The sequence below is a fragment of the Bartonella sp. OC68QHHN genome, from assembly GCF_042193875.1.
Classification (GTDB): domain Bacteria; phylum Pseudomonadota; class Alphaproteobacteria; order Rhizobiales; family Rhizobiaceae; genus Bartonella; species Bartonella grahamii_A.
Genome location: NZ_JBHIME010000011.1, coordinates 25,059 through 47,100 on the forward strand (window position 1 = coordinate 25,059; position 22,042 = coordinate 47,100).

The 22,042-nt window shown below is 38.5% G+C and carries 22 protein-coding genes and 3 pseudogenes; 12 read left to right on the forward strand and 13 right to left on the reverse strand.

Going from position 1 to position 22,042, the window contains the following annotated elements:
- Positions 1–138 precede the first annotated feature (138 nt).
- The 3 genes from ACFIJ0_RS00765 to ACFIJ0_RS00775 all read left to right on the forward strand — a co-directional run bounded on the left by ACFIJ0_RS00765 (position 139) and on the right by ACFIJ0_RS00775 (position 3,042).
- Positions 139–714 (forward strand): CvpA family protein, encoded by a 576-nt coding sequence (locus ACFIJ0_RS00765; RefSeq protein WP_375622870.1) that lies wholly within the window; start codon positions 139–141, stop codon positions 712–714.
- 82 nt (positions 715–796) lie between these two features.
- Complete coding sequence (gene purF / locus ACFIJ0_RS00770) at positions 797–2,290, forward strand: amidophosphoribosyltransferase (RefSeq protein ID WP_375622868.1); 1,494 nt, start codon at positions 797–799, stop codon at positions 2,288–2,290.
- A gap of 2 nt (positions 2,291–2,292) precedes the next feature.
- The gene (locus tag ACFIJ0_RS00775; RefSeq protein ID WP_375622919.1) at positions 2,293–3,042 is read left to right on the forward strand and encodes an SDR family NAD(P)-dependent oxidoreductase; all 750 of its coding nucleotides are present in this window, start codon (positions 2,293–2,295) and stop codon (positions 3,040–3,042) included.
- Positions 3,043–3,113: 71 nt separating this feature from the next.
- Here ACFIJ0_RS00775 and pssA read toward each other — a convergent pair whose 3' ends face one another.
- The 5 genes from pssA to cysS all read right to left on the reverse strand — a co-directional run bounded on the left by pssA (position 3,114) and on the right by cysS (position 8,996).
- Complete coding sequence (gene pssA, locus ACFIJ0_RS00780) at positions 3,114–3,953, reverse strand: CDP-diacylglycerol--serine O-phosphatidyltransferase (RefSeq protein WP_375622866.1); 840 nt, start codon at positions 3,951–3,953, stop codon at positions 3,114–3,116.
- A gap of 8 nt (positions 3,954–3,961) precedes the next feature.
- Complete coding sequence (locus ACFIJ0_RS00785; protein ID WP_375622864.1) at positions 3,962–4,660, reverse strand: phosphatidylserine decarboxylase; 699 nt, start codon at positions 4,658–4,660, stop codon at positions 3,962–3,964.
- Positions 4,661–4,775: 115 nt separating this feature from the next.
- Positions 4,776–6,659, reverse strand: coding sequence for an ABCB family ABC transporter ATP-binding protein/permease (locus ACFIJ0_RS00790; RefSeq protein WP_375622862.1), 1,884 nt, complete (start codon positions 6,657–6,659; stop codon positions 4,776–4,778).
- A gap of 116 nt (positions 6,660–6,775) precedes the next feature.
- The gene (locus ACFIJ0_RS00795; protein ID WP_375622918.1) at positions 6,776–7,447 is read right to left on the reverse strand and encodes a DUF421 domain-containing protein; all 672 of its coding nucleotides are present in this window, start codon (positions 7,445–7,447) and stop codon (positions 6,776–6,778) included.
- A gap of 40 nt (positions 7,448–7,487) precedes the next feature.
- The gene (cysS, locus tag ACFIJ0_RS00800; protein WP_375622860.1) at positions 7,488–8,996 is read right to left on the reverse strand and encodes a cysteine--tRNA ligase; all 1,509 of its coding nucleotides are present in this window, start codon (positions 8,994–8,996) and stop codon (positions 7,488–7,490) included.
- Positions 8,997–9,492: 496 nt separating this feature from the next.
- Between cysS and ACFIJ0_RS00805 the strand changes: the two genes are divergently transcribed.
- Positions 9,493–9,861: a TIGR02301 family protein gene (locus tag ACFIJ0_RS00805; RefSeq protein ID WP_375622858.1), complete on the forward strand. Its 369-nt coding sequence runs from the start codon at positions 9,493–9,495 to the stop codon at positions 9,859–9,861.
- A gap of 416 nt (positions 9,862–10,277) precedes the next feature.
- Here the strand turns inward: ACFIJ0_RS00805 and ACFIJ0_RS00810 are convergent, their stop codons facing one another.
- Positions 10,278–11,606, reverse strand: coding sequence for a dihydroorotase (locus ACFIJ0_RS00810; protein WP_375622856.1), 1,329 nt, complete (start codon positions 11,604–11,606; stop codon positions 10,278–10,280).
- A gap of 64 nt (positions 11,607–11,670) precedes the next feature.
- On the opposite strand from ACFIJ0_RS00810, the gene ACFIJ0_RS00815 reads away from it, so the two are divergent.
- Both ACFIJ0_RS00815 and ACFIJ0_RS00820 read left to right on the forward strand, forming a co-directional pair.
- On the forward strand, positions 11,671–12,543 hold the full coding sequence (locus tag ACFIJ0_RS00815; RefSeq protein ID WP_375622854.1) for a YgfZ/GcvT domain-containing protein: 873 nt from the start codon (positions 11,671–11,673) through the stop codon (positions 12,541–12,543).
- A complete protein-coding gene (locus tag ACFIJ0_RS00820) occupies positions 12,536–13,153 on the forward strand; it encodes a YfbR-like 5'-deoxynucleotidase (protein ID WP_375622852.1) in 618 nt (205 codons plus the stop codon). The genes ACFIJ0_RS00815 and ACFIJ0_RS00820 overlap by 8 nt, the downstream gene beginning before the upstream one ends.
- Before the next feature lie 230 nt (positions 13,154–13,383).
- On the opposite strand, the gene ACFIJ0_RS00825 is transcribed toward ACFIJ0_RS00820, so the two are convergent.
- Genes ACFIJ0_RS00825 through ACFIJ0_RS00835 form a run of 3 tightly spaced genes read right to left on the reverse strand, consistent with a single transcriptional unit; the run spans position 13,384 to position 15,448 of the window.
- On the reverse strand, positions 13,384–14,058 hold the full coding sequence (locus tag ACFIJ0_RS00825) for a hypothetical protein (protein WP_375622850.1): 675 nt from the start codon (positions 14,056–14,058) through the stop codon (positions 13,384–13,386).
- Positions 14,059–14,091: 33 nt separating this feature from the next.
- Positions 14,092–15,021 carry a hypothetical protein gene (locus ACFIJ0_RS00830; protein ID WP_375622848.1) on the reverse strand — a complete coding sequence of 310 codons (930 nt, stop codon included), beginning with the start codon at positions 15,019–15,021 and terminating at the stop codon, positions 14,092–14,094.
- A gap of 1 nt (position 15,022) precedes the next feature.
- Positions 15,023–15,448, reverse strand: coding sequence for a hypothetical protein (locus tag ACFIJ0_RS00835; protein WP_375622846.1), 426 nt, complete (start codon positions 15,446–15,448; stop codon positions 15,023–15,025).
- A 224-nt stretch (positions 15,449–15,672) separates the two neighbouring features.
- On the opposite strand from ACFIJ0_RS00835, the gene ACFIJ0_RS00840 reads away from it, so the two are divergent.
- The 6 genes and pseudogenes from ACFIJ0_RS00840 to ACFIJ0_RS00865 all read left to right on the forward strand — a co-directional run.
- Complete coding sequence (locus ACFIJ0_RS00840) at positions 15,673–16,839, forward strand: tyrosine-type recombinase/integrase (protein WP_375644029.1); 1,167 nt, start codon at positions 15,673–15,675, stop codon at positions 16,837–16,839.
- A gap of 208 nt (positions 16,840–17,047) precedes the next feature.
- Positions 17,048–17,248: an AlpA family transcriptional regulator gene (locus tag ACFIJ0_RS00845; protein ID WP_015856172.1), complete on the forward strand. Its 201-nt coding sequence runs from the start codon at positions 17,048–17,050 to the stop codon at positions 17,246–17,248.
- Between the two features lie 100 nt (positions 17,249–17,348).
- Positions 17,349–18,031 (forward strand): annotated as a pseudogene (locus ACFIJ0_RS00850) (virulence-associated protein E); the annotation flags it as partial.
- A 111-nt stretch (positions 18,032–18,142) separates the two neighbouring features.
- A complete protein-coding gene (locus ACFIJ0_RS00855; RefSeq protein WP_375622842.1) occupies positions 18,143–18,433 on the forward strand; it encodes a CopG family ribbon-helix-helix protein in 291 nt (96 codons plus the stop codon).
- On the forward strand, positions 18,430–18,702 hold the full coding sequence (locus ACFIJ0_RS00860) for a type II toxin-antitoxin system RelE/ParE family toxin (protein WP_375622840.1): 273 nt from the start codon (positions 18,430–18,432) through the stop codon (positions 18,700–18,702). Before ACFIJ0_RS00855 ends, ACFIJ0_RS00860 begins: the two co-directional genes overlap by 4 nt.
- Before the next feature lie 160 nt (positions 18,703–18,862).
- Positions 18,863–19,083 (forward strand): annotated as a pseudogene (locus ACFIJ0_RS00865) (DUF3987 domain-containing protein); the annotation flags it as partial.
- 314 nt (positions 19,084–19,397) lie between these two features.
- Here the strand turns inward: ACFIJ0_RS00865 and ACFIJ0_RS00870 are convergent.
- The 4 genes and pseudogenes from ACFIJ0_RS00870 to ACFIJ0_RS00885 all read right to left on the reverse strand — a co-directional run.
- Positions 19,398–19,994: an SMI1/KNR4 family protein gene (locus tag ACFIJ0_RS00870; protein WP_375661371.1), complete on the reverse strand. Its 597-nt coding sequence runs from the start codon at positions 19,992–19,994 to the stop codon at positions 19,398–19,400.
- A gap of 46 nt (positions 19,995–20,040) precedes the next feature.
- Positions 20,041–20,619, reverse strand: a complete 579-nt coding sequence (locus ACFIJ0_RS00875) for an SMI1/KNR4 family protein (protein ID WP_375644031.1) — start codon at positions 20,617–20,619, stop codon at positions 20,041–20,043.
- Positions 20,620–20,726: 107 nt separating this feature from the next.
- Positions 20,727–21,076, reverse strand: a pseudogene (locus ACFIJ0_RS00880) (SMI1/KNR4 family protein).
- Between the two features lie 20 nt (positions 21,077–21,096).
- On the reverse strand, positions 21,097–22,042 hold a 946-nt coding region (locus tag ACFIJ0_RS00885; protein ID WP_375644032.1), incomplete at its 5' end, for an HNH/ENDO VII family nuclease.

A 22,042-nucleotide genomic window follows, 5' to 3' on the forward strand; every position in this document is an offset into this window, starting at 1 on the left:
GCACCACAGATATGATAATATAGAAAAAACTCTATAAAATACAAAAGATCCTTGCTATAAGAACAAAAAATGTCATAACAAAAATATATTTGCGCACAAACTTAAAAGAACACAACTTTATGTATGAGGAACAAACAAATGATCATAACAATCCTTGATGGAATTGTCGTAGTAATCATCCTGTTGTCCGCTTTTCTTGCTATGCTTCGAGGATTTTCACGTGAAGTGTTATCGTTGATTTCTTGGGCAGTTGCAGCTGTTACGACACTATTTTTATTCAAACCTGTCTTACCTTTCTTTGAACAATATCTCTCTAATAAAATGATTGCATTGATCACAACATTGGTCACAATTTTTATTATTGTTCTCATTATTACTTCAATTATTACAATGAAGATCTCTGATTTTATTATTGATAGTCGAATTGGTATCCTTGACCGTGCTATTGGTTTTATTTTTGGAGCACTTCGCGGTTTACTTATCATGGTCATCGGTATGTTGCTGATTAATGCACTGATTAAACCCGAGCTTCAAGCGAATTGGTTAAAAAATGCAAAAACAAGGCCTATTTTAGATTCACTGGGACAAAAAGTTTGGGAAATACTCCCAAAAGATATTGGATCTGTTCTCGAAAAAGCGGAAAATTTGTTTAAAGACAGCGATAAACATACGTATGAGCAACACTCTCATGAAAAGATAATTTTCAAAAAATAGAGAATAGTTTTTCCTGAGGAAAGAGAAGCAAATGATGTAAAATGTGATATTAATGATTCCTCCATATCACAACTGAAAGAATATGATGATAAAAAGCGATGTTTTCTGTCAAGAATTTTCATTAGATGATGATACCCTTCATGAAGAATGTGGAGTTTTTGGTATTCTTGGGCATGAAGATGCAGCAACATTAACAGCTCTTGGACTCCACGCACTTCAGCATCGTGGGCAAGAAGCAGCTGGTATTGTTTCCTACCATAATAAAATGTTTCATCAAGAAAAGCATTTAGGTCTTGTTGGTGATCATTATACAAATCCTACAACACTTGCACGCTTACCAGGAAATCGCGCTATTGGACATACCCGTTATTCAACAACTGGAGAAGTAGCATTACGCAATGTTCAACCCCTTTTTGCTGAATTAAAAGCTGGAGGCATTGCTATTGCTCATAATGGTAATCTTACCAATGGTCTTACATTACGCCGTGAACTCATCGCTTCTGGAGCTATCTGCCAATCAACATCAGATTCAGAAGTTTTTCTTCATCTTATTGCCCGCTCACGTTATGAATCGTCCTCTGATCGTTTTGTTGATGCAATTCGGAAAGTAGAAGGTGGGTATGCTATGTTAGCGCTCACGCGTACAAAGCTTATTGCTGCACGCGATCCAACAGGAATTAGACCCCTGGTGATGGGAGAACTTGATGGTAAGCCTATCTTTTGTTCTGAAACTTGTGCTCTTGATATTATTGGAGCAAAATATGTCCGTGATGTTAAAAATGGAGAAATCATCATATGTGAAATACAAAAAAATGGGGAAATTACTAAAAAAATTATAAAACCAAAAAATGCAAAACCAGAAAAACTTTGCTTGTTTGAATATGTTTACTTTGCCCGTCCGGACTCAATCGTTGGAGGGCGTAGTGTCTATACAACACGCAAAAATATGGGAATCCGTTTAGCGCAGGAAGCCCCTTGTGAGGGCGATGTTGTGGTTCCTGTTCCTGATGGAGGAACCCCTGCCGCAATTGGCTATGCACAAGAAATTGGAATTCCCTTCGAGCTTGGTATTATTCGTAATCACTATGTTGGGCGTACTTTTATCGAACCAACACAACAAATTCGTGCTTTTGGTGTTAAGTTAAAACATTCTGCAAACCGTCCTGTGATTGAAGGAAAACGTGTTATTCTTGTTGATGACTCTATTGTACGTGGAACAACATCCCTTAAAATTGTGCGAATGCTGCGTGATGCAGGAGCAAAAGAAGTTCATATGCGCATTTCTAGCCCTATGATTTTCTATCCTGACTTTTATGGTATTGATACACCTAAAGTTGAAAGCCTTTTAGCAAATCAATACCCAGATTTAAAATCTATGTGTGATTTTATTGGAGCGGATTCATTAGAATTTCTTTCAACGGATGGATTATATCTTGCTGTAGCAGGGGAAAAACGAAATAACGCCGATCCACAATTTACTGATCATTACTTTACTGGATATTATCCTACGCATCTGGTTGATCAAGAAAATCTCTCCAAAATTCATCAATTATCTGTTCTTAAAACAAGAGATTAATGATGACAAAACGTAACTTTAGTCTCCGTGGGCGTGTTGCACTTGTTACTGGCGCATCAAGAGGAATTGGCTATTATTTGGCACTCGAGCTTGCTGCACGCGGCGCTCATATTATTGCTCTTGCACGAACAGTCAGTGGACTTACTGAATTAGACAATCAAATCCAAGAAAAAGGGGCTCATGCAACCCTTGTTCCTCTTGACTTGCATCATATGGAAAACATCGATACTCTTGCCCTCTCAATTGCCAAACGCTGGAAAAAACTTGATATTATCGTTGCAAACGCAGGAATCCTCGGAACACTCTCACCAATAGCGCATATAGAAAACACGGTATTTGAAGATGTTTTTCAAATAAATCTTTTCAGTCAATGGCGTTTAATGAAAGCAGTTGAGCCTTTATTACGTGAATCTGATGCTGGACGAGCCATTCTGTTATCCTCAAGCGTTGCGCACGCTACGCGCCCTTTCTGGGGAGCTTATGCAGCCTCTAAAGCGGCTTTAGAGGTGATTGCCCGCTGTTGGGCAGAAGAACTCAAACAAACCCCTATTAAGATTAATTGTGTCAACCCTGGTGCCACACGCACTGCCATGCGCGCTGAAGCTATGCCCGGTGAAGATCCACAAACTCTTCCTTCACCACAAGAGGTTGCAAAAAAGATAGTACATTTGTTATCACCTGATTTAAAGGAAACTGGAAAACTCTTTAATGTCCATAAAAATCGGTTTGTAGATTATCATGTACCTGATTGATCATCATCTAAGAAGTAAATCGTTTGACTCTCTCTTTTTCCTGTGCTTCTCAACAGAAGAATGAAGCCGCTTTATGATTCTTGGATAGCTTTAGCATCAGCCTTTTTCTCTTCTAAAGTAATACGTTTATTATAAGCGATAAAACTACAGGGGAGAAAAATCATATAGCTAACAGCTGTAATCAATAAAGTTTTCCATGTGTACGTCGCAAGAAAACCGACATAAATAACAATGACCAACATGCACGGTATAACGATATCGCGCCTTAAATTTTGATCAATTGTTTTTGCATTCCATACTGGTAAACGACTAATCAAAAGAAAAGCAATAATTACAGTATAAAGACTAAAAAATAATGCCCACCCCCAATTGGGCACCAAACCAAGAGCGCCTAAATAGGTAGGCAATAAAAGTAATAATGCTCCTGCTGGTGCTGGAACACCAACAAAATAACTTTTCTGCCACTTAGGTATATTGTTGTTATCCAACATCACATTAAAACGTGCTAATCGCAAACAACAAGCAACACAATAAACAAGGGCTGCAACCCAACCAATGTGATTTGCTTGATTCAAGATAAAGGAATAAACAATAAGTGCAGGGGTAACACCAAAATTTATAACATCAGCAAGAGAATCCATCTGTGCCCCAAAAGATGAACTACCATCGATTAAACGGGCAATGCGGCCATCAGCACCATCTAAAACTGCGGCCAAAAGCACCATTAAAATAGCAGCTTCATAGCGATGTTCAAAAGCCAAACGAATGCTGCTCATCCCTGCGCAAATTGCTAAAATAGTAATGATATTGGGAATGACATACCGCATTGATGTAGGTGAACGCCGCCGACTTGCGACATCATCATGCTGCCCCTCAGGATTGAATGAAGAAAATGGCGAAAAATTTTTCATTGTGAGTCCTAATCGTATCTGAAGTCCGTTATAGCACTCTTATCATCAAAAGAACCCAAAACTGTTTCTCCAGCAATTGCTGTCTGTCCAACTGCAACACGCAATTTCATTTCGGTTGGTATATAAATATCAAGGCGAGAACCAAAACGAATCAATCCAAATCGCTCACCAGTCATAACGGCATCGTTTTCTTTTGACCAACAAACAATCCGGCGTGCAACCATTCCCGCTATTTGTACGATACCAATTTTACCATGTTTGCTGTCAATTACCACCCCATTACGCTCATTAAACTGGCTAGCTTTATCAAACTCAGCATTGGTAAATCGACCTGGGTGATAAACGATAGACTCTACTGTACCACTGATAGGAATACGATTAATATGGCATGAAAAAATATCCATAAAAATGGAAATACGGATCATTTCATCTTTCCCTAATCCTAATTCTTCAGGTGGAACACATGATTCTACAAATGAAATACGCCCATCTGCAGGCGACATAACCCAATCTGAATTCAAAGGGATCACACGATCTGGATCACGGAAAAAGTATATACACCACACCGTGAGAACGAGACCAAACCAAAACAACGGGCTCCATATCCAACTAAGAATGAGCGAAATAACAAAAAACGCTACAATAAAAGGATAACCTTCTTTATGAACCGGTACAAAGCTATTATGAAAAGATTGCAGAATACTCATATAATTTCCTATTCATCGTAAACTTAAACAAGCAACAAATCTTTTTGTTCCCCTTGTGTCTTTTTATGTATTTAATCAATCACTCCATATAAAGATATAGAACATTTTGCCCTATTTATTTTTTACGATTAACAACACTCGTCTCATCTTCTTCACGCATTTTACGTAATTTTTCTTCAGCTTTCGATGCTTCAAGCTGCTTATTCCACATTGAAGCATATAAACCTTTCTTGCGTAAAAGCTCTGTATGCGCCCCATTTTCAATAATACGACCACTTTTAAGAACCAAAATTTCATCAGCGTTAATAACAGTAGAAAGACGATGAGCAATAATTAATGTTGTACGTCCACGGCTTACAATATCCAATGCTTGTTGAATTTCCTGTTCCGTCGCCGTATCAAGAGCCGCTGTTGCTTCATCTAGAATAAGAAGTGGGGGGGCTTTTAAAAGTGTCCGTGCAATAGCCACACGTTGTTTCTCACCACCTGATAATTTGAGACCTCGCTCTCCTACCATAGACTGAAAACCTTCCGGTAAAATTTCAATAAATTTTGATATTTGTGCCATTTCAGCAGCTTTGCGCATCTCTTCATCTGTAGCACTTGGACGCCCATAGCAAATATTATAGGCAATTGTATCATTAAATAACACCGTATCTTGTGGGACCATGCCAATCGCTTCACGCAAACTCTTTTGTGTTACGTCACGAATATCCTGCCCGTCAATTGTGATAGAGCCCGCATCAACATCATAAAACCGAAAAAGCAACCGAGAAATAGTGGATTTACCTGCACCCGATGGACCGACAATGGCGACTGTTTTTCCTCCAGGAACTTCAAAATCAATATCTCTGAGAATCTGACGTGTCGAATCATAGGAAAACTTTACCTGATGAAAACGAATGGTCCCATCACTTATCTTTAACGGTTTAGCATCCGATTTATCAACGATCTCCTGCTGAACATCTAAAAGATCAAACATTGCTTCAATATCCGTTAAACCTTGTCGAATATCACGATAAATTGAACCAATAAAATTCAGCGGAATGGAAAGTTGCATTAAAAGAGCATTAATAAAAACAAAATCTCCCAAAGTTTGTGTCCTATAAAAAACTTCATAAGCTGACATCAGCATCATGATCGTCATTCCAATACCAAAGATAAGAGCCTGACCAAAATTAAGCCAGCTTAACGATGTCCAAATCTTTGTTGCGGCTTTTTCATAACCTACCATAGAAGCATCAAATCGATCGGCTTCTAGAGTTTCATTACCAAAATATTTCACCGTTTCAAAATTCAAAAGAGAATCAACAGCACGCGTATTGGCCTCAGTATCTGCCGTATTCATTTGTTGCCGAATACGAATGCGCCAATCACTCGCCTTAATGGTAAATAAGATATATAATCCAACCGTTACAAAAACGATGAGAAGATAATGCCACCCATAACTTATGTAAAATACAAGTGCCGTTAATATAAATTCTAAAACTGTCGGTACTGTATTAAGAATTGAAAATCTTACGATCGTTTCAATTCCTTTTGTACCACGCTCAATCACACGAGAAAGCCCACCAGTTCGTCGTTCCAAATGAAATCGCAAGGATAACTCATGCATATGTACAAAGGTTTTATAAGCTAATTGACGAACAGCGTATTGACCAACAGTGGCAAAAAGGGAATCGCGTAATTGATTTAATCCAGCCTGCATAATACGTGCGACATTGTATGCCAAAACGAGCATGATGGGAATAATCCAGCTGGATGAGAACCATTCAGGTAGCTGAAAGCTTGAATCAAGCATATTCGTAGAATATTTAAAGAAATACGGTACAGATATAAGAACGAGCTTAGCCAAAACAAGATAAAATATTGCCCATAACACACGCATTTTTAGATCACGCCGACCTACTGGCCACATATAGGGCCATAAATTGCAAAGTGTGCGCAGAGTTTTTCCTGTATCTGATGATACAGTTTTTGTCATTTCATTGCGTTTCATAAAGTCCTTACTTCTCTATCATCCACACGAAAAAGGCAAAATACCCCCCTGTGGTTGTTTATAGGTTCATCTCTTCATTACACTTCCAATAAGCTATACCTACTCATTGTTTGAAGCTAGACTGTTTTTTGAAAAGGAACAAGAAATAATCCGCCATAAGGTTTATTATTTTGATCTGTATTCTCATACCATTCTGCCGCAAATAAATTCTCAGACTTTACACGCTTTTTTTTCAGTTCTGAATGAAGCCACTTTTTTGTTTTACCAATCTCTTTCAGCCCCTTATCAAGAATTTCGCCATTTTGTATTAAAATGATAGACTTCTTTCCTTCTTCCTTCTTAATAACAGAACAATCGCCATTGGTTTCTAAACGAACGAAAGCAGCTTCATGTAAACTACAGCCTTTAATACGCAACATTGTAATCAGATCATTCACACTGATACCTAACTTTTTAATCTTATCCACTTGAAATACTCCGTCTAAAACCAATGCAATATGTCGTCCTGCAATGAGACGACGAAAAAAAACAGAATAGCGCATCAGAAAATTAAGAGATGTGACCAAAGTCTGCCAAATAAATAAGACGATCAACAATTGAATACTGCTAACATCCGGACTATAAATAACGCCTCCAATGATACTTCCCATCACAAAATTACTTACCAAATCAACTGGCGTCATTTGGCTAAGACTACCACGACCTGTGGTTCTTAAAATCAAGAGGAAAGCGATAAGGCCTACAACTAATTTTAGTGCGACATACCCATAATGATATAAAAATTCCATCATATTCTCCTTTTGTATGAGAGCTGCTGAAATAGAGACATTAGTGTCGTTTTATTTCCCACACAGTTATACGCTTCCCACTCTGCGGATCCTTACTATCTTTTAAAAGAACCCCCTCGGCTGCAAGCTCATCACGAATTGTATCCGCAGCTTCCCACTCTTTATTATGGATAAGTCGTAGTCTTTCGGCAATGCGCTGATCAATAAATTTTGAGTCAAGAGGAGTGTTTTTTATAAATAATGGGCAATCTATTTCTTTAATCCATTCTTGTCGTAACAGTCCTAATAAACTCATCCCATTAGCAAGAGCCAAAGCATTCCCTTCTTTATAAAACTTTCGCAAAAGAGTCAGTGCTTTTGGAGTATTAAGATCATCACTGAGTGAATCTATCAAAGTATCATCAATTGCTTCATTGTTTTCCATCTCACTTTTTTTGCTGCGAAGCAATTCATACCAACGATACAGTTCGCCGCTCGATTGTATTAAACGCTGCGCTGTCCAATTTAATGGTTCACGATAATGCGTTTGCAACATCGAAAAACGCGCAGACAAACCAGCCCAATTTTGCTTCATTTCATCGGTTAAAATACCATTAAACTCCCCAAAATTATTCTCTAAAACAGAACGAATAGTTATGAAATTGCCAAAGCTTTTCGACATCTTTTTGCCTTCAACTTGTAAAAAACCATTATGCATCCAAAAATTCGCCATTCGCTCCGTCCCAAAAGCTGAACAACTTTGTGCAATCTCATTTTCATGATGAGGAAAAATTAAATCAAGTCCACCACCATGGATATCAAAAACATTCGCGGTCGGATCATCACAGGTTAAACCACCGCCATAGGGCGCTAATAACTTTGCCATTGACATCGCAGAACATTCAATATGCCAACCTGGACGACCTAAAACAGGAATTCCAGCCGGCGATTCCCAACCTGGCTCTCCTTCCACAGAAGGCTTCCATAAAACAAAATCCATCTCCTCCTTTTTATAAGCAGCAACATCGATACGCATTCCCGCCCTCATTTCATCTAAAGAACGATTTGCAAACGCCCCATAGTGGGGAGGACTTTTTATGCTACTTACAGAAAATAATATATGATTTTCCGCTTTATAAGCGTGCCCTTTTTCAAGCAATCTTTCAATTAAAGAGCGCATCTCCTCTAAATGCTCGGTTGCACGCGGCTGGCTGGTGGGCAATAGACAACCAAGTGCTATTGTATCTTGTTGAAACTGGGAATATGTACGTTCTGTTAATTGACGAATAGCGTCATTCAGTGACAAGTTTGGATATTCGCAAGCTGCTCGTGCATTAATTTTATCATCAACATCTGTAATATTACGCGCATATAGAACATGCTCATTGCCATAAACATGACGCAATAAACGAAACAAAATATCAAAAACAATGACAGGGCGTGCATTTCCTATATGCGCATAATCATAAACTGTCGGGCCACAAACATAAAGACGTACTCTTGTCGCATCTATTGGTGTGAAATTTTCTTTTTTACGTGTCAACGTATTATAAAATCGCAACTCTTTCATTATTGACTCCATGGACGATATTATGCACCGCTCCTTTTAGATGTATCTTATCTCAAATTATCGTATTACGCGGTTTAGGCTAAAAACTTTTATCTTATAGTAAATTCTTCTTACCATTTTCCCATTGTATTGAGGCTGTATCCATCATTTATCATAAAAACAATCTATTTATTTGATTGAACAAAAGCATTCTATCATTAGAGATGCTTTCCCTCCTTAAAGAAAACGAGCTTAGAAAAAATTCTATAGGCAATACAATATAAATCTATGTGAAAAATAGATAGCTTGCAGAAAGCAAATCTTAAATTTTTAACCACGCAAAGCTTCGTCAGTATTTTCAATATTCCACAATGGGTTTCTTAATGCCTCTTACGCCCTATATTTTATAATCAATAATTGAAAATAATGTGGCAATTAACTCTATTTTTTTACACCGTTCTCATGACAAAATTATTTTATCTGTACAGAGTTTTATTCAAAGAAAGCAATAAAAATAATGCGTAATAGATTGATGAACATCATTATTTTAATATTTCTTGTCATTTCAATGCCAATCTTTGCACAACAATCTCCACCTTATGAAAAAAAATTACTCCGACTAGCAGAAATTTTGGGATCATTGCATTCTCTCCAAAATCTTTGCGAGCCTCCAAAAAATAAATGGTATGATTATATGAATGCACTGATTGAAGCAGAACACCCCACTCCACAAAGACGTGCTTATTTTTATGAAGCGTTTAATGAAGCGTATCGTGCTTTCTCAGAAAATTATCATCATTGTACACAAGCAGCCATTGAAGCCAATCAAAGATACATTGAGGAAGGAAGAATTTTATCTGAAAACCTCCTCATGCATTATAAATAATTAATCTATACAAAAAGTATCTCTCTTAATTTTAGCGATATCAACGATACTCCTCTCACAAATGCGAGGGGCAATAGACAAGCTCTGAAAATAGAGAGGCTTTTAAAGAATAATATCTTGATACGCTTTTATCCATATGAGCGCCTTTTTCCCATACAAAATCGTTCTTTGGCTTCCTCTCCACACCTCAAAGGACAAAGATTTTTAACTAAATTTTCTCTGTAAATAATCTAGATTCTTTTTGAACAAGGTTCTTCTTGGCTTTCCACTCATGTAATTTGCTTCATAGCTTCTACAAACAAGCCTAAGCATATTCACCACGCATAAAAAACACTTATGTGCCAAAGAGGCTGACATACCCTATATTACCACTCTAAAAGATGGTATTTTACGGCACATTTATAATTTTAATCTGTTTATACCAAAGTTTCCATAAATTTAACAGGCTCTCCTTGTGAAGGTGTGACAATTTCACCTTCCCACATAACGCGCATACCACGGATAATAGTCCCAACAGGCCAACCTTTAACTTTTTGACCATCATAAGGTGTCCAACCGGCACGCGAACCAATTAAGCTATTCGTAATAATTTCTTCTCTCTTGAGATCAACAATGGTTAAATCAGCATCGTACCCAACAGCAATGCGCCCTTTACAGCTTATACCAAAAATACGACTAGGGCCATGTGAAGTGAGATCAACAAAACGTTCAAGAGATATTTTTCCTGCATTTACATGTGTCAACATAATTGCTGCTGTTGTTTGCACCCCTGTCATTCCTGAAGGTGAAGAGGGATAAGGTTGAAGTTTTTCTTCAAGAGTATGAGGCGCATGATCTGAGCCTAAGACATCAATAATTCCTTGTTGAACACCGTACCAAAGAGCTTCACGGTGGCGCGACTCACGAATAGGCGGATTCATCTGAATTAATGTACCGAACCTCTTATAATCATCAGCCGTGAGAGTCAAATGATGTTGTGTCACTTCAATTGTTGCAACATCCTTATGTTTTTTTAGAAAATCAATTTCTTCTTCTGTCGAAAGATGTAACACATGAATCCGTGCCTTCGTCTCATAGGCAATTTTTACCAAACGCTGCGTACATTTTAATGCCGCAACTTCATCACGCCAAATCGGATGTGATGATGCATCCCCTTCAATACGCAATATTTTACGCTCTTTGAGCCTCGCCTCATCTTCAGAATGAAAAGCTGCACGACGGCGTGTATTCTTCAAAATAAGGCGTACACTTTCATCATCATCAACCAAAAGATCACCGGTAGAGGACCCCATAAAGACTTTAATTCCAGCCGCACCAGGAAGTCTTTCTAACTCAGAGAGTTCATGGGCATTTTCACGCGTTCCTCCAACCCAAAATGCAAAATCACAATGCATTCGATGAAATCCGCGTTTAACCTTATCGCTTAATGTTTCTTCTGATATTGTCAAGGGATAGGTATTAGGCATTTCGAAAACTGCTGTAATACCCCCTAACACAGCAGAACACGAGCCACTTTCCAAATCCTCCTTATATTCATGTCCTGGCTCACGAAAATGCACTTGGCTATCAATAATTCCTGGTAAAATATGAAGCCCCGTACAATCAATGACCTCACTAGCCGATGCACATGTAAGGTCGCCTATTTCAGCAATACGACCATTTGTAATACCAATATCACGCTTGCTTCTTCCATCATGATTCACAAGTGTTGCACCTTTAAAAATTGTATCAAATGTTTTAAACATAGCCACGCTCCTTACATATTGCTCACTTATCGATTATGTAACTTTGAGCAGAAAGGCAAGAACCATGATTGAAAAACAAAATGCCATTTGCTTAAAAAACCGCGGGCTTATTCAAATTACAGGCGAAGAAGCAACAGATTTTCTACAATCCCTGATTACGACAGATGTAAAAAAAATCAGCCCACAAGCACTTTTCCCTGGAGCCCTTTTATCCCCACAAGGAAAGGTTCTTGCTGATTTTCTTATCGGAAAAAAAGAAGATGGTTACCTGATTGATATCAGGATGCCTTTAGCTGATACGCTTCACCAACGTCTATTGCTCTATAAGCTGCGTAAAAAAGTAGAAATTACACAACCATTACAAGAGCTTGTTACAGTTTCTTTGAATGATGAATCAGATCCTTTAAATTTTGATTCAAGTTTTGTTGATAAACGCTTCCCAGAACAAGAAAAAATAATACGAATCTATGGCAAAAAACCTTTTTTGACTTCAGAATATCATGACACATGGAATCAATTGCGTATCCGTTATGCAATTGCGGAAAGTGGTCAAGACTATGAAGTTGGCAAAGTCTTTCCTCATGATATTAATTACGATCAAATCAATGGACTTGCATTCAATAAAGGATGTTATATTGGACAAGAAATTGTTGCACGAATGCACCACCGCCGTGCAGCACGTCGCCGTATTTTTATTGTAAAAGGCCAGTGTGAATTAACCCCTCAATCTAGCATTGAAGCAGGAACAAAAGTGCTTGGCTACTTGGGAACATGTGTAGAAAATGAGGCTCTCGCTTTAATGCGTATTGACCACGTCAAAGATTCTATGGACCGTAACATCCCCTTTACTGTAAAAAACATTCCTGTCACTATAAACGTTGCTGAAAATATGAATTTTACCTTTCCTGAAAATACTATAGAAAATACGTATGGCTAAAGCTGAATTATTAAAAAACGGAGAAGCACGCGCTTGGCAAAGAATGCTCTCTGGACGCAGACTTGATCTTCTCAACCCTTCTCCTTTTGATGTTGAAATTGAAGATATTGCCCATGGACTTTCTCGCGTGGCACGTTGGAACGGTCAAACACGAGGAGAGCATGCCTATTCTGTTGCACAACATTCACTTTTGGTTGAACAAATATTTCAAAAACTTTTTCCACAATTGGGAAGCAACGAATGTCTTTATGCTCTTCTTCATGATGCTCCAGAATATGTCATCGGCGATATGATTTCCCCCTTTAAAGCTGTTATAGGAAAACAATATGAACGCATTGAAAAGGGCATCCAAGATGCTATCCACATGCGCTTTTCTCTTCCCGTTGATCTTTCTCAAAAACTTTTAAAAAAAATCAAACAAGCCGACCGTATCGCTGCATATTATGAAGCGATTACGCTTGCTGGATTTAATACAGAAGAAGCCCTTCGCTATTTTGGCTCTCCCAATAATATTTTACCCGATGATCTTAATTTATACCCCTATTCTACCCAACAAATTGAAAACGCATTTTTAACTCGCTTTAATGACTTGGATGCCCAAAGATTATAGACTCTTCGCATTCTTGATTCCTTGTCATTACAGACTCATAACACTGATTTATAATAATAATTCATTGTTTTTTCATGTTGAATGAGCGCCCCTAATATCGTATGATTCACTGTTTTCAAATCTGTTTATATTGAACCAATCAAAATCATTCTCTTGCACGTCATAAGCGGGGCCGGTATATGGGTAAAAATTTTTAAAGAAAGAATTTAAAATGCCTCTTATGAACCATCTCAAGTGCCAAGCGCTGTCGCAAAATTGAAAATTAGCAAAGTATATGATGGTGCCTGCTCTCTTATGAAGCGTAAAGATGGTAGTGCTCTATAAATTGTACACTTCATAGGGGCTTTACCGTTATCCCATCCCGAACCATCTTTGAGTGCTGCCGACATACCTGCAAAAAGATCTTTGAGCTTCTGATAAGCATCTGATTGAAAAAACTTATAAGTATTGGACTGTAAAAACTTCTCTAAATCTGTCGGTTCAGGAGGTGGTGTTGGGGATGCGGGCGCTAATGGTTGCGTTTGGGGTTGCATTTGTTCATTAACATGAGGTTTAAGTTCTTGTGGAGCGTCCTCCAGTGCATTTGGCATAGGGAAATGATTTCCTACACCAAGAGGCATTTCCGTTCTAGGAGCCGTATAGGGCATAAATGGTCCATATGGCTGCTGCATATTCTGTAAATAGGGGTTGTTTGGAGCATGTGCTTCCTCTGGTGCCATCAAAGGGGCGAGAGTCATTGCCCCTCCAGTAGCTATGGTACTCTTTGGACTTGCTTTCATGAATTGTCCAAATCTTTGCGCCCCTGTAACCGCTTTTGGAGCCATTCTGGGATAAAGATATCTCATAATATGCGGTGCAAATCTCGCTCCTGCTACTAAAGCCATTGGTATTATCGGTGCAACCATCACACTCTCCTACAAAACTATTCTTTAATTATTCTACAGAGCTTTCTTTTGATTCATGTAATCTAAAAAGGCATTGGATACTCCTCCTGCCAACGCTGATCCCATTGGACCACCTGCCATGTAACCAAAAGCCATAGGTGCTGTCTGAAGTGCCAGAGAACCTATAGCCCCTACATTTTTCCATGGGTTATTGCCTTGCACCATAGAGGCTGTATTATTATTCATCGTTGTGCCGTAATTTCTTGCAAAGCCATGACCGGCGTTCATAAGCATATTCAACCTATTCCAGCCGCTATTGTCTTGCTCCAGCCAACGTTCACGATTAACATCAACAAGTCGTTGATTGTAATTATCAAGCACACCTCCCCCCTGTATGACATTGGAATAGGCATTACCATAACCCTGTAAGAAGTTATTTGATGCTCCCAACTGATTTTGATTGGCTTGGTCTATCAGTGAATTCGCTTGCATCATGCGGTCCGCATCACGATTATACTGGTCTGCTGTAGCACTTGTAGACAAAGCACCAAGTTCATTTGCCAATACACCTGCATGTGCACCGGACCCATAACGACCCGCACCTGCAAAAGAGCTGTTAATCGTATCTCTTACACGGTCTAAACTATTTTGAAGGGCGGCATTAAAAAACGGATTCTGTCCAACCATACCACCAGAAGCCATATGTCTAAGATTCATGGTTGCCGACGTTGGATTGTAGATTGTATTCATCAAAGAGCGATTTTGATAATGATGAGGAATACTGCCAAGACCACTAATGCCATAGCGCGTTTGATCACTTAACGGGGCAATACGAGGTCCCCCATACACATTACCCCCAATCCCTGTGTCATACATTTGATACGCATCCCTACCCCCACGCTTAAATACATTTTCCATCCAAGCAGGAGGGGCGCTTGTCTGTACCTGCTTTTGTTCTGTTGTTGCTGGTGTCTTGCTCCCCATTTCACAATTCCTTCCTGTAATAAAGCATATCTATGCTGTAACCTTGCTTGTCCAATGCACGTTTCCAACCCAAACGACCCAAGATCTCCATTTCAAAAGCGCCATTCTCACGCGCCCAATCCTCTGCAACTTGCAAATTGTCAACTTGATCAAGAACACCCTTCCCACTACATTCACAAATGAGCGCGCGCTTCTTTCCTAAAACTGTCTGTTGTATCTGGGTCGTGAATACCGCTAAAAATCGCTCTTCATCATCCAAAACAAGCCATAACTGTTTCTTACCACTGCCAATAGATTCAATGAGTTCTTGCAACGTAATTTCATGTTTGAAACGCTCTACATACGCATTAAAAGATGCAATAATCTCTTCAAGATAAGGCGCTATACGCTCCATATCCCAAGAACTGGTCAAAAAGACTTTTGCCATTAGCCTCTACCAAAAGGACGTAAATCCACATTAAAGCCCGTAATCATCGTACAAGATATTGATTTATAATGATAATTCACTGTTTTGTATGTTGAATGAGAGTCCCGAATAACGTAAGATTCTCTCATTTCAAATCTGTTTATCTTGAAGCAATCAAAACCACTATTTGCACATAACAAGTGGGATGAGCGTGTGGATCAAATTTGTATAAGAAAGGAGTAAAAATGGTCCTTATGAACCGTCTTAATGCAAGGGCTGTCGCAACATTGGGGGCTGGCAAATATAATGATGGTGCTGGCTTGCTTCTTCATAAGCGTAAAGATGGAGGTGCTCAATGGATTTACCGTTATACCATTCATGGTCGGCGCCGCGAAATGGGCTTGGGTGCCTTGAGAGATGTTTCTTTAAAACAAGCTCGTGAATTGGCAACGGGGTGGCGCTCTGTTCTTCGTGAAGGGCGTGACCCCATTAAAGAACGTGAAAAACAAAAGCGTGAAGCAATAAGCAATCTCCATTATTTAAAAGATATCGCGTTGGATGCTTTTGAAAGTCGTAAAGCTGAATTAAAAAATGATGGTAAAGATGGGGATTGGTTTTTACCATTACGCCTTCATATTCTCCCTAAACTAGGCTGTCTTCCCGTTTCTGAGATTACACAAACAGAGATACGCAATACGCTTGCCCCTATTTGGCATACAAAAGCTGGAACAGCTAATAGAGCTCTTATCCGTCTCAACCTTTGTCTTAAACATGCGGCTGCATTAGGATTGAATGTTGATTTACAAGCAACAGAAAAAGCACGCGCGCTCTTAGGCAAACAACGTCATAAAACGCAAAATTTACCAGCCATGGATTGGAAAGATGTGCCAGCTTTTTATAAAACACTCTGTGAAGCATCAACCATAACACAACTGGCTTTGCGTTTGCTTATTCTTACAGGCGTTCGTACCAATCCTTTACGTCATATTCATAAAGATCAAGTTGAGGAGGATATATGGACCATTCCTGCTGAGAATATGAAAGGAAGGCGTGATGCTACAACAGAATTTCGCGTGCCTCTATCAACAGAAGCATTAGAAATTCTAAAACAAGCGCGCTTGCTTTCTCGTAATGATTTCTTTTTTTCTGCTAGAGGTCGTGGTCCCCTCGCTGAGAAATGTATGGCTACATATATGAGAAAAAATAAAATTGAAGCCTGCCCCCATGGTTTTCGCTCTAGTTTACGCAATTGGCTCGCTGAAACAACCGATGCTCCCTATGAGGTCGCTGAAACCATTCTAAGTCATACAGTAGGGGGTAAAGTAGAGCGTGCCTATCGTCGGACTGATTATCTAGAACAACGCCGTGTTTATATGGATAAATGGGCGGCTTATGTCACCGGTCAATCTTAAGATATGGGGTGAATAACCCCATGATCTGTGGATAACTTTAGCTCTCTTCTCTCTCATACTTTCTCAATAAGAGTCATAAATTATTACATCAGAAAAACTATGATAAAATATTGTTTTCTATAAATAAAATACCTTAAAAAATGAACCAAAATATGGTTAATAAATGGTTATGATTTGTTTTCTTTTTTTATAGTGAAAGGATTTTAGTATGACAGAAAATGATATTCTTTTGACAGACCGTGAAAGTGCAAAATTGCTTCATATGAGTGTTTCAACATTTCGCCGTCATGTTACCAATGGCTCTCTCCCAAAACCTTTAAAATTTGGTTTTTTATCGCGTTGGTTACAATCGGATCTTTTGAATGTCATCGAGCAAGCAAAACAGCAACGTTATAACGACGCGGCATAAAAAGAAAACCTTGTCACATAAGGATGGACAAGGCTTTCTCAAGCTCATCACCCTAGAGAGTGCACAATCCGTCCTATGACGCAACGTTATAGGATTTAAAATGATGTGTTCTTTTACGAATGTGCAGGGCATTACACGTGCTGTGCCGAGGGTTTGGCGTGGGCGTTATGGACCCGTTGCCCTGCTCATGATGATAGGCTACCTAGCTTATCCCTTGCCAATGGACATGATGGGCGTCTCTTACTCTACTGTTATGCCGGTTGTTCTTTTAGAGAGATCATACAAGCGCTCATTAGAATTGGCTTGCTTAGAAAACAAGCTTATGATCATACGCTTTCTTTATCCAAACAGTTTTGTGCTGATCTCAAACGAGCAAAACAGAAAGCAGAGAGAGCAAAAGCAATTTGGCAACAAAGCAAACCAATCAAAAATACTTTAGCAGAAACCTATTTACGCATGCGGGGTATTACATGTGATTTGCCTCCCGATTTACGTTTTCACGACAAGTGTCCATACCCCTCTGGGATAACACTGCACGCGTTGATGGCTCTTGTTAAGGGTGCTGGCTCCTTTGCCATTCACAGAACCTTTTTACAAGCCAATGGCTGCAAAACAGATCAAAAACCAGCAAAAGCCATGTTGGGATCTGTAACGGGTGGTGGGGTGCATTTAAGTCAGTCCAATCCCAAACATCTGGTCATTTGTGAGGGCATTGAAACCGGTCTAGCTCTGCTGTCTGGGTTGTTATCTGAGCCTGTGAATTTATGGGCGTCCCTTTCAACCCTATGAAAATGCAAAATAGATATAAAATATCTATTTTAACAGTAGCTATTGAAGAAATAGTAAAAATACATTACATTAGAACTACTTTGTAACACATTAAGTGGTCGTAAAATGGCTAAGACAACATTTACCTTTCGCGTCGATGATGTATTAAAAAATGAGTTTTCCAAAGCAGCAAAGGCGTGTGATAGATCTGCTGCACAATTATTGCGGGATTATATGCGCGATATCGTAAAAGAACAAAAAGAAAAAAGTGCATACGATTTATGGTTTCGGGAACAAGTTCAATTAGGGATAAATTCTGCTAATGCAGGTGATATAATATCTTCTGAAGAAATCGAAGCAGAAGCAAAGGAATGGCGCTTAAAAACACAAAGTAAACTCGATAGATCGATTTTATGAAGCTAATTTGGACACAAGTAGCACACGTTGACCGCAAAAAGATACGTGAATACATATCACAAGATAATCCTTCTGCTGCCTTAAAGTTTGATCAACTTTTATCTGAAAAAGTAGAAAAACTTATTAAATTTCCTACTCTTGGTCGTTTAGGACGAATTGTAAATACACGTGAACTTATTGTACATCCAAATTATATCATGATTTATGATATTTCAAATGGCGTTGTGCGTATTTTACGTGTGCTTCATACAAAGCAAAAATTTCCTTAATCAACTGTATTTTTATTTATTTGCTAATTGAAGCAAATTATTTTCTACAATACTGCGCTCCGTATCAGTAAATAATGATAAATTATTATTTTTCTAATATTGCGAATATGATTGGCATAATCACTTTGCACACCGCTTAGTTTCTACTCGTAAAAATAATGATGATACTCTTGGTAAACGACGTTTTATTATCAATGATGTCATGGTCGAAAAGCTTAGGGAACTCTTAAAAAAAAACCCCGTGGTCTCTTAATGGTGCGTGATGACTTGTCTGGTTTTTTATCCAATCTGGAACGTAAGGAATATCAAACAGACCGTGCTTTTTATCTAACGGCTTTTAATGAAGATGATCAATTTACCTATGACCGTATCGAGCGTGGAATAAACGATGACGGTTTTTCGTGAAATCTCTGGAGACAATAGCTCCCAAGGCGTTCGACCTATCATACGTTATGAACAGCATCCTTTAGTGAAAAGACATAAGACATCATACTGAGGCAATTTGGAAATCTTATAAAATATTAAACAATATAACAGTGAACCTTCAAAGCACTCCCCATCATTAGTTTTGGGGGGCTTTAGGGGCGCTTCTTATATGTATTATTTTATTTTTGATTGAAAAAAATATATAAGGGGGGAAAAGGAACCCTCAAAACCTTCAAAACTTGCGTTATAAACGCTCCGTATTTCTTCTATCAATTGCCCCTCCTCCATAGTTTTTTCCAAAAGCTCTTGTAAAAGGGGATAGGTTGCGGAGTGGGAGTGTACTCAATCTTTTCAATCGGTTGGTCACCTTCAGGTATCTCAGCTCCCACGCTTTCTTTAATTCTTTTGCAAAGGAATTCATAAAAATTACTGGCGTAATATTCGCAATTATCCAATGGAAACATAACATAGAGTGGGCATTCACCATCCCGAAACTGCGTATAATCAAAATAAAAGGTTTCACCAAAATCTGTTCTGCTAACGGCAAGCTGTTCTGGTGTCACAAAACCATTTTTTCTATTGAGTAAGTTTCGGTAAACAATATCACCAGCAGGAATACCTTCCCCATAATCTCCATAAATGCTAAAAATTTCTTCACCCCCTATTTCTCCTCCTACATATTTTTTTAAGAAAACTTTGTAAGATGATGTGAATTGCAAACCGAGAGCTTTCTCCGCCTTTTCAATCTGTAGATCATCTGTTTCATTCTCTTCATCATCTTCAGTACGAAAATTGATAATCTCATCATCATATTTATTCACTTTATCAATTAATACTACAACATCATCTAAGGTATAGGTTTTCATGGATGATCCTCAAAACTTGCGTTATAAACGCTCCGTATTTCTTCTATCAATTGCCCCTCCTCCATAGTTTTTTCCAAAAACGCTTGTAAAAAGGGATAGGTTGCGGAGTGGGAGTGTTCTCAGTCTTTTCAATCGGTTGATCACCTTCAGGTATCTCTTCTCCCGCGCTTTCTTTAATTCTTTTGCAAAGGAATTCATAAAAATTACTGGCGTAATATTCGCAATCACCAGATGGTAGCCGAACATAAAGTGGGCATTCACCATCCCGAAACTGCGTATAATCAAAATAAAAGGTTTCACCAAAATCATTACTACTCACGACAAGCTGTTCTGGTGTCGCAAAACCATTTTTTCTGTAATAATTTAAGTTTTGAAAAACAATATCATTAAAAGGAAAATCTACACAATCCTCATAAACGCTAAAGATTTCATCACCACTAATGTCTCCGCCTTTATAATATTTTAAAAAACTCTTGTAAGATGATGTAAATTGTAAACCGAGAGTTTTCTCCGCCTTTTCAATCACGAGATCATCAACCGCATTTTCTGCAATCCCAAAACTAACAATATCACCATCATATTTATCAACTAATTCTATGACATCTGCTAAGGTATAGGTTCTCATAGATTATCCCCCCTAAAAAATATTAACGATGCTTGCATTCTTGAAAAGAAAAAAATAATGGTGGTTTAACATTGCAATTTGGAAGTAAAACCACCATACAAAGAAATTTACTTCAAATTATCTGTAATCCTTTTACAGAGGAATTCATAGAAGTTACTTGCATAATATTGTGGATCTTTGGGTGGAAAATCAAAATAGAGTGCACATTCTCCATTCTGGAATTGAGAATAATCGAAGAAAAATGTCTCTCCAAAATCGGTTCTACTAACAATAAGTTGCTGTGGCGTTGCAAAACCATTTTTTCTATAATTTAAGTTTTTATAAACAATATCANGAGAGTTTTCTCTGCTTTTTCAATTAGTACATCATCAACTGCTTCATCTGTAGAGCCAAAATCGATACTATCGCTATATTTATTAATTAATTGTACAACATCATCTAAAGTGTAAGTTTTCATAATTTGTTCTCCATAAATTGTTATTTTCTAATTGCTATATCTTTATTTTCATAACCTTTAGCACGTTCTTTCCAGTATTTCTGTCTCCACAAAGCAAATGCATCCCTATCAATAGCTGATCCCATTGTGTTAGGATTAATGTGAATAGCAGAATGATGTTTATTATGAAACGCATTTGTAACTTCTGCTATGGGACCATCATGTGTTTGTAGCATATGGTGCAATTCAATAGGCTCGTTATCGAAACCTATAGGTGCTCTTCCTGTTTTCATTCTTTCAATATTTGTACCTGTCACTTTTTTCTTGTTGACTATCCACTCAGAAATTCTGTTGGGATCAAAAAGTTTTTCGCTCTGATAGACTTTGTTTATCTGAGTGATTTTTTCTCCATTGTTCGTTATTTCAAACCCAACCTCAATAGGTTTTGACCAGAATTTTCTCTCTTGCCCCAAATATTGAGTTGCAATAGCTTCATCGCTCATTTTTTCTAGCGATTGTGCGATTTCTTTCCCCACATGAGCAGTATTTACCTCAGAAGAAGTTGCTCCAACTTTTGCTCCTGTTATAGCCGCTTCTTCAGCTTTAGCAGCGAATTCGATGAGATCTTTTTCTACAAGCTTGCCCGCAAGCTTTATGCCTCCCTTGGCTGCTCCAGCAACTCCTGTCATTAGGGATGCTGTTTCAGTCAATAATTTTCCAAATTCAACACCAGCATTAAAGGAACCACCGGCACCGGCTCGCTCATATTCCTCCTCCATTTTATTAATGCGATCTACATAGGACTGTCCAAGGGTCCGACCAATTGTCGCCAAAATCTCACCACTGGTGAACAAATCCTTGAGCGCTTTCAAAGTCTCTTTGGGATGTTTGGCTATTTGCCAAAAACCATCAACCGTATCGTATATTTCAGCCGGTACACCAGCTACGATACCAGCCCCAAAGCTTATACCTTGCCCTGTACTAATC

What these genes read in the sequence shown, in the direction of transcription:
- ACFIJ0_RS00765 (WP_375622870.1), top strand. Translation starts at nt 139, where the DNA reads ATGATCATAACAATCCTTGATGGAATTGTCGTAGTAATCATCCTGTTG.
- ACFIJ0_RS00785 (WP_375622864.1), bottom strand. Translation starts at nt 4,660, where the DNA reads ATGAGTATTCTGCAATCTTTTCATAATAGCTTTGTACCGGTTCATAAA.
- ACFIJ0_RS00775 (WP_375622919.1), top strand. Translation starts at nt 2,293, where the DNA reads ATGACAAAACGTAACTTTAGTCTCCGTGGGCGTGTTGCACTTGTTACT.
- ACFIJ0_RS00860 (WP_375622840.1), top strand. Translation starts at nt 18,430, where the DNA reads ATGAAGCTAATTTGGACACAAGTAGCACACGTTGACCGCAAAAAGATA.
- cysS (WP_375622860.1), bottom strand. Translation starts at nt 8,996, where the DNA reads ATGAAAGAGTTGCGATTTTATAATACGTTGACACGTAAAAAAGAAAAT.
- ACFIJ0_RS00875 (WP_375644031.1), bottom strand. Translation starts at nt 20,619, where the DNA reads ATGAGAACCTATACCTTAGCAGATGTCATAGAATTAGTTGATAAATAT.
- ACFIJ0_RS00830 (WP_375622848.1), bottom strand. Translation starts at nt 15,021, where the DNA reads ATGGGGAGCAAGACACCAGCAACAACAGAACAAAAGCAGGTACAGACA.
- pssA (WP_375622866.1), bottom strand. Translation starts at nt 3,953, where the DNA reads ATGAAAAATTTTTCGCCATTTTCTTCATTCAATCCTGAGGGGCAGCAT.
- ACFIJ0_RS00805 (WP_375622858.1), top strand. Translation starts at nt 9,493, where the DNA reads ATGCGTAATAGATTGATGAACATCATTATTTTAATATTTCTTGTCATT.
- purF (WP_375622868.1), top strand. Translation starts at nt 797, where the DNA reads ATGATGATAAAAAGCGATGTTTTCTGTCAAGAATTTTCATTAGATGAT.
- ACFIJ0_RS00810 (WP_375622856.1), bottom strand. Translation starts at nt 11,606, where the DNA reads ATGTTTAAAACATTTGATACAATTTTTAAAGGTGCAACACTTGTGAAT.
- ACFIJ0_RS00795 (WP_375622918.1), bottom strand. Translation starts at nt 7,447, where the DNA reads ATGGAATTTTTATATCATTATGGGTATGTCGCACTAAAATTAGTTGTA.
- ACFIJ0_RS00855 (WP_375622842.1), top strand. Translation starts at nt 18,143, where the DNA reads ATGGCTAAGACAACATTTACCTTTCGCGTCGATGATGTATTAAAAAAT.
- ACFIJ0_RS00845 (WP_015856172.1), top strand. Translation starts at nt 17,048, where the DNA reads ATGACAGAAAATGATATTCTTTTGACAGACCGTGAAAGTGCAAAATTG.
- ACFIJ0_RS00815 (WP_375622854.1), top strand. Translation starts at nt 11,671, where the DNA reads ATGATTGAAAAACAAAATGCCATTTGCTTAAAAAACCGCGGGCTTATT.
- ACFIJ0_RS00820 (WP_375622852.1), top strand. Translation starts at nt 12,536, where the DNA reads ATGGCTAAAGCTGAATTATTAAAAAACGGAGAAGCACGCGCTTGGCAA.
- ACFIJ0_RS00840 (WP_375644029.1), top strand. Translation starts at nt 15,673, where the DNA reads ATGGTCCTTATGAACCGTCTTAATGCAAGGGCTGTCGCAACATTGGGG.
- ACFIJ0_RS00790 (WP_375622862.1), bottom strand. Translation starts at nt 6,659, where the DNA reads ATGAAACGCAATGAAATGACAAAAACTGTATCATCAGATACAGGAAAA.
- ACFIJ0_RS00825 (WP_375622850.1), bottom strand. Translation starts at nt 14,058, where the DNA reads ATGGTTGCACCGATAATACCAATGGCTTTAGTAGCAGGAGCGAGATTT.
- ACFIJ0_RS00835 (WP_375622846.1), bottom strand. Translation starts at nt 15,448, where the DNA reads ATGGCAAAAGTCTTTTTGACCAGTTCTTGGGATATGGAGCGTATAGCG.
- ACFIJ0_RS00870 (WP_375661371.1), bottom strand. Translation starts at nt 19,994, where the DNA reads ATGAAAACCTATACCTTAGATGATGTTGTAGTATTAATTGATAAAGTG.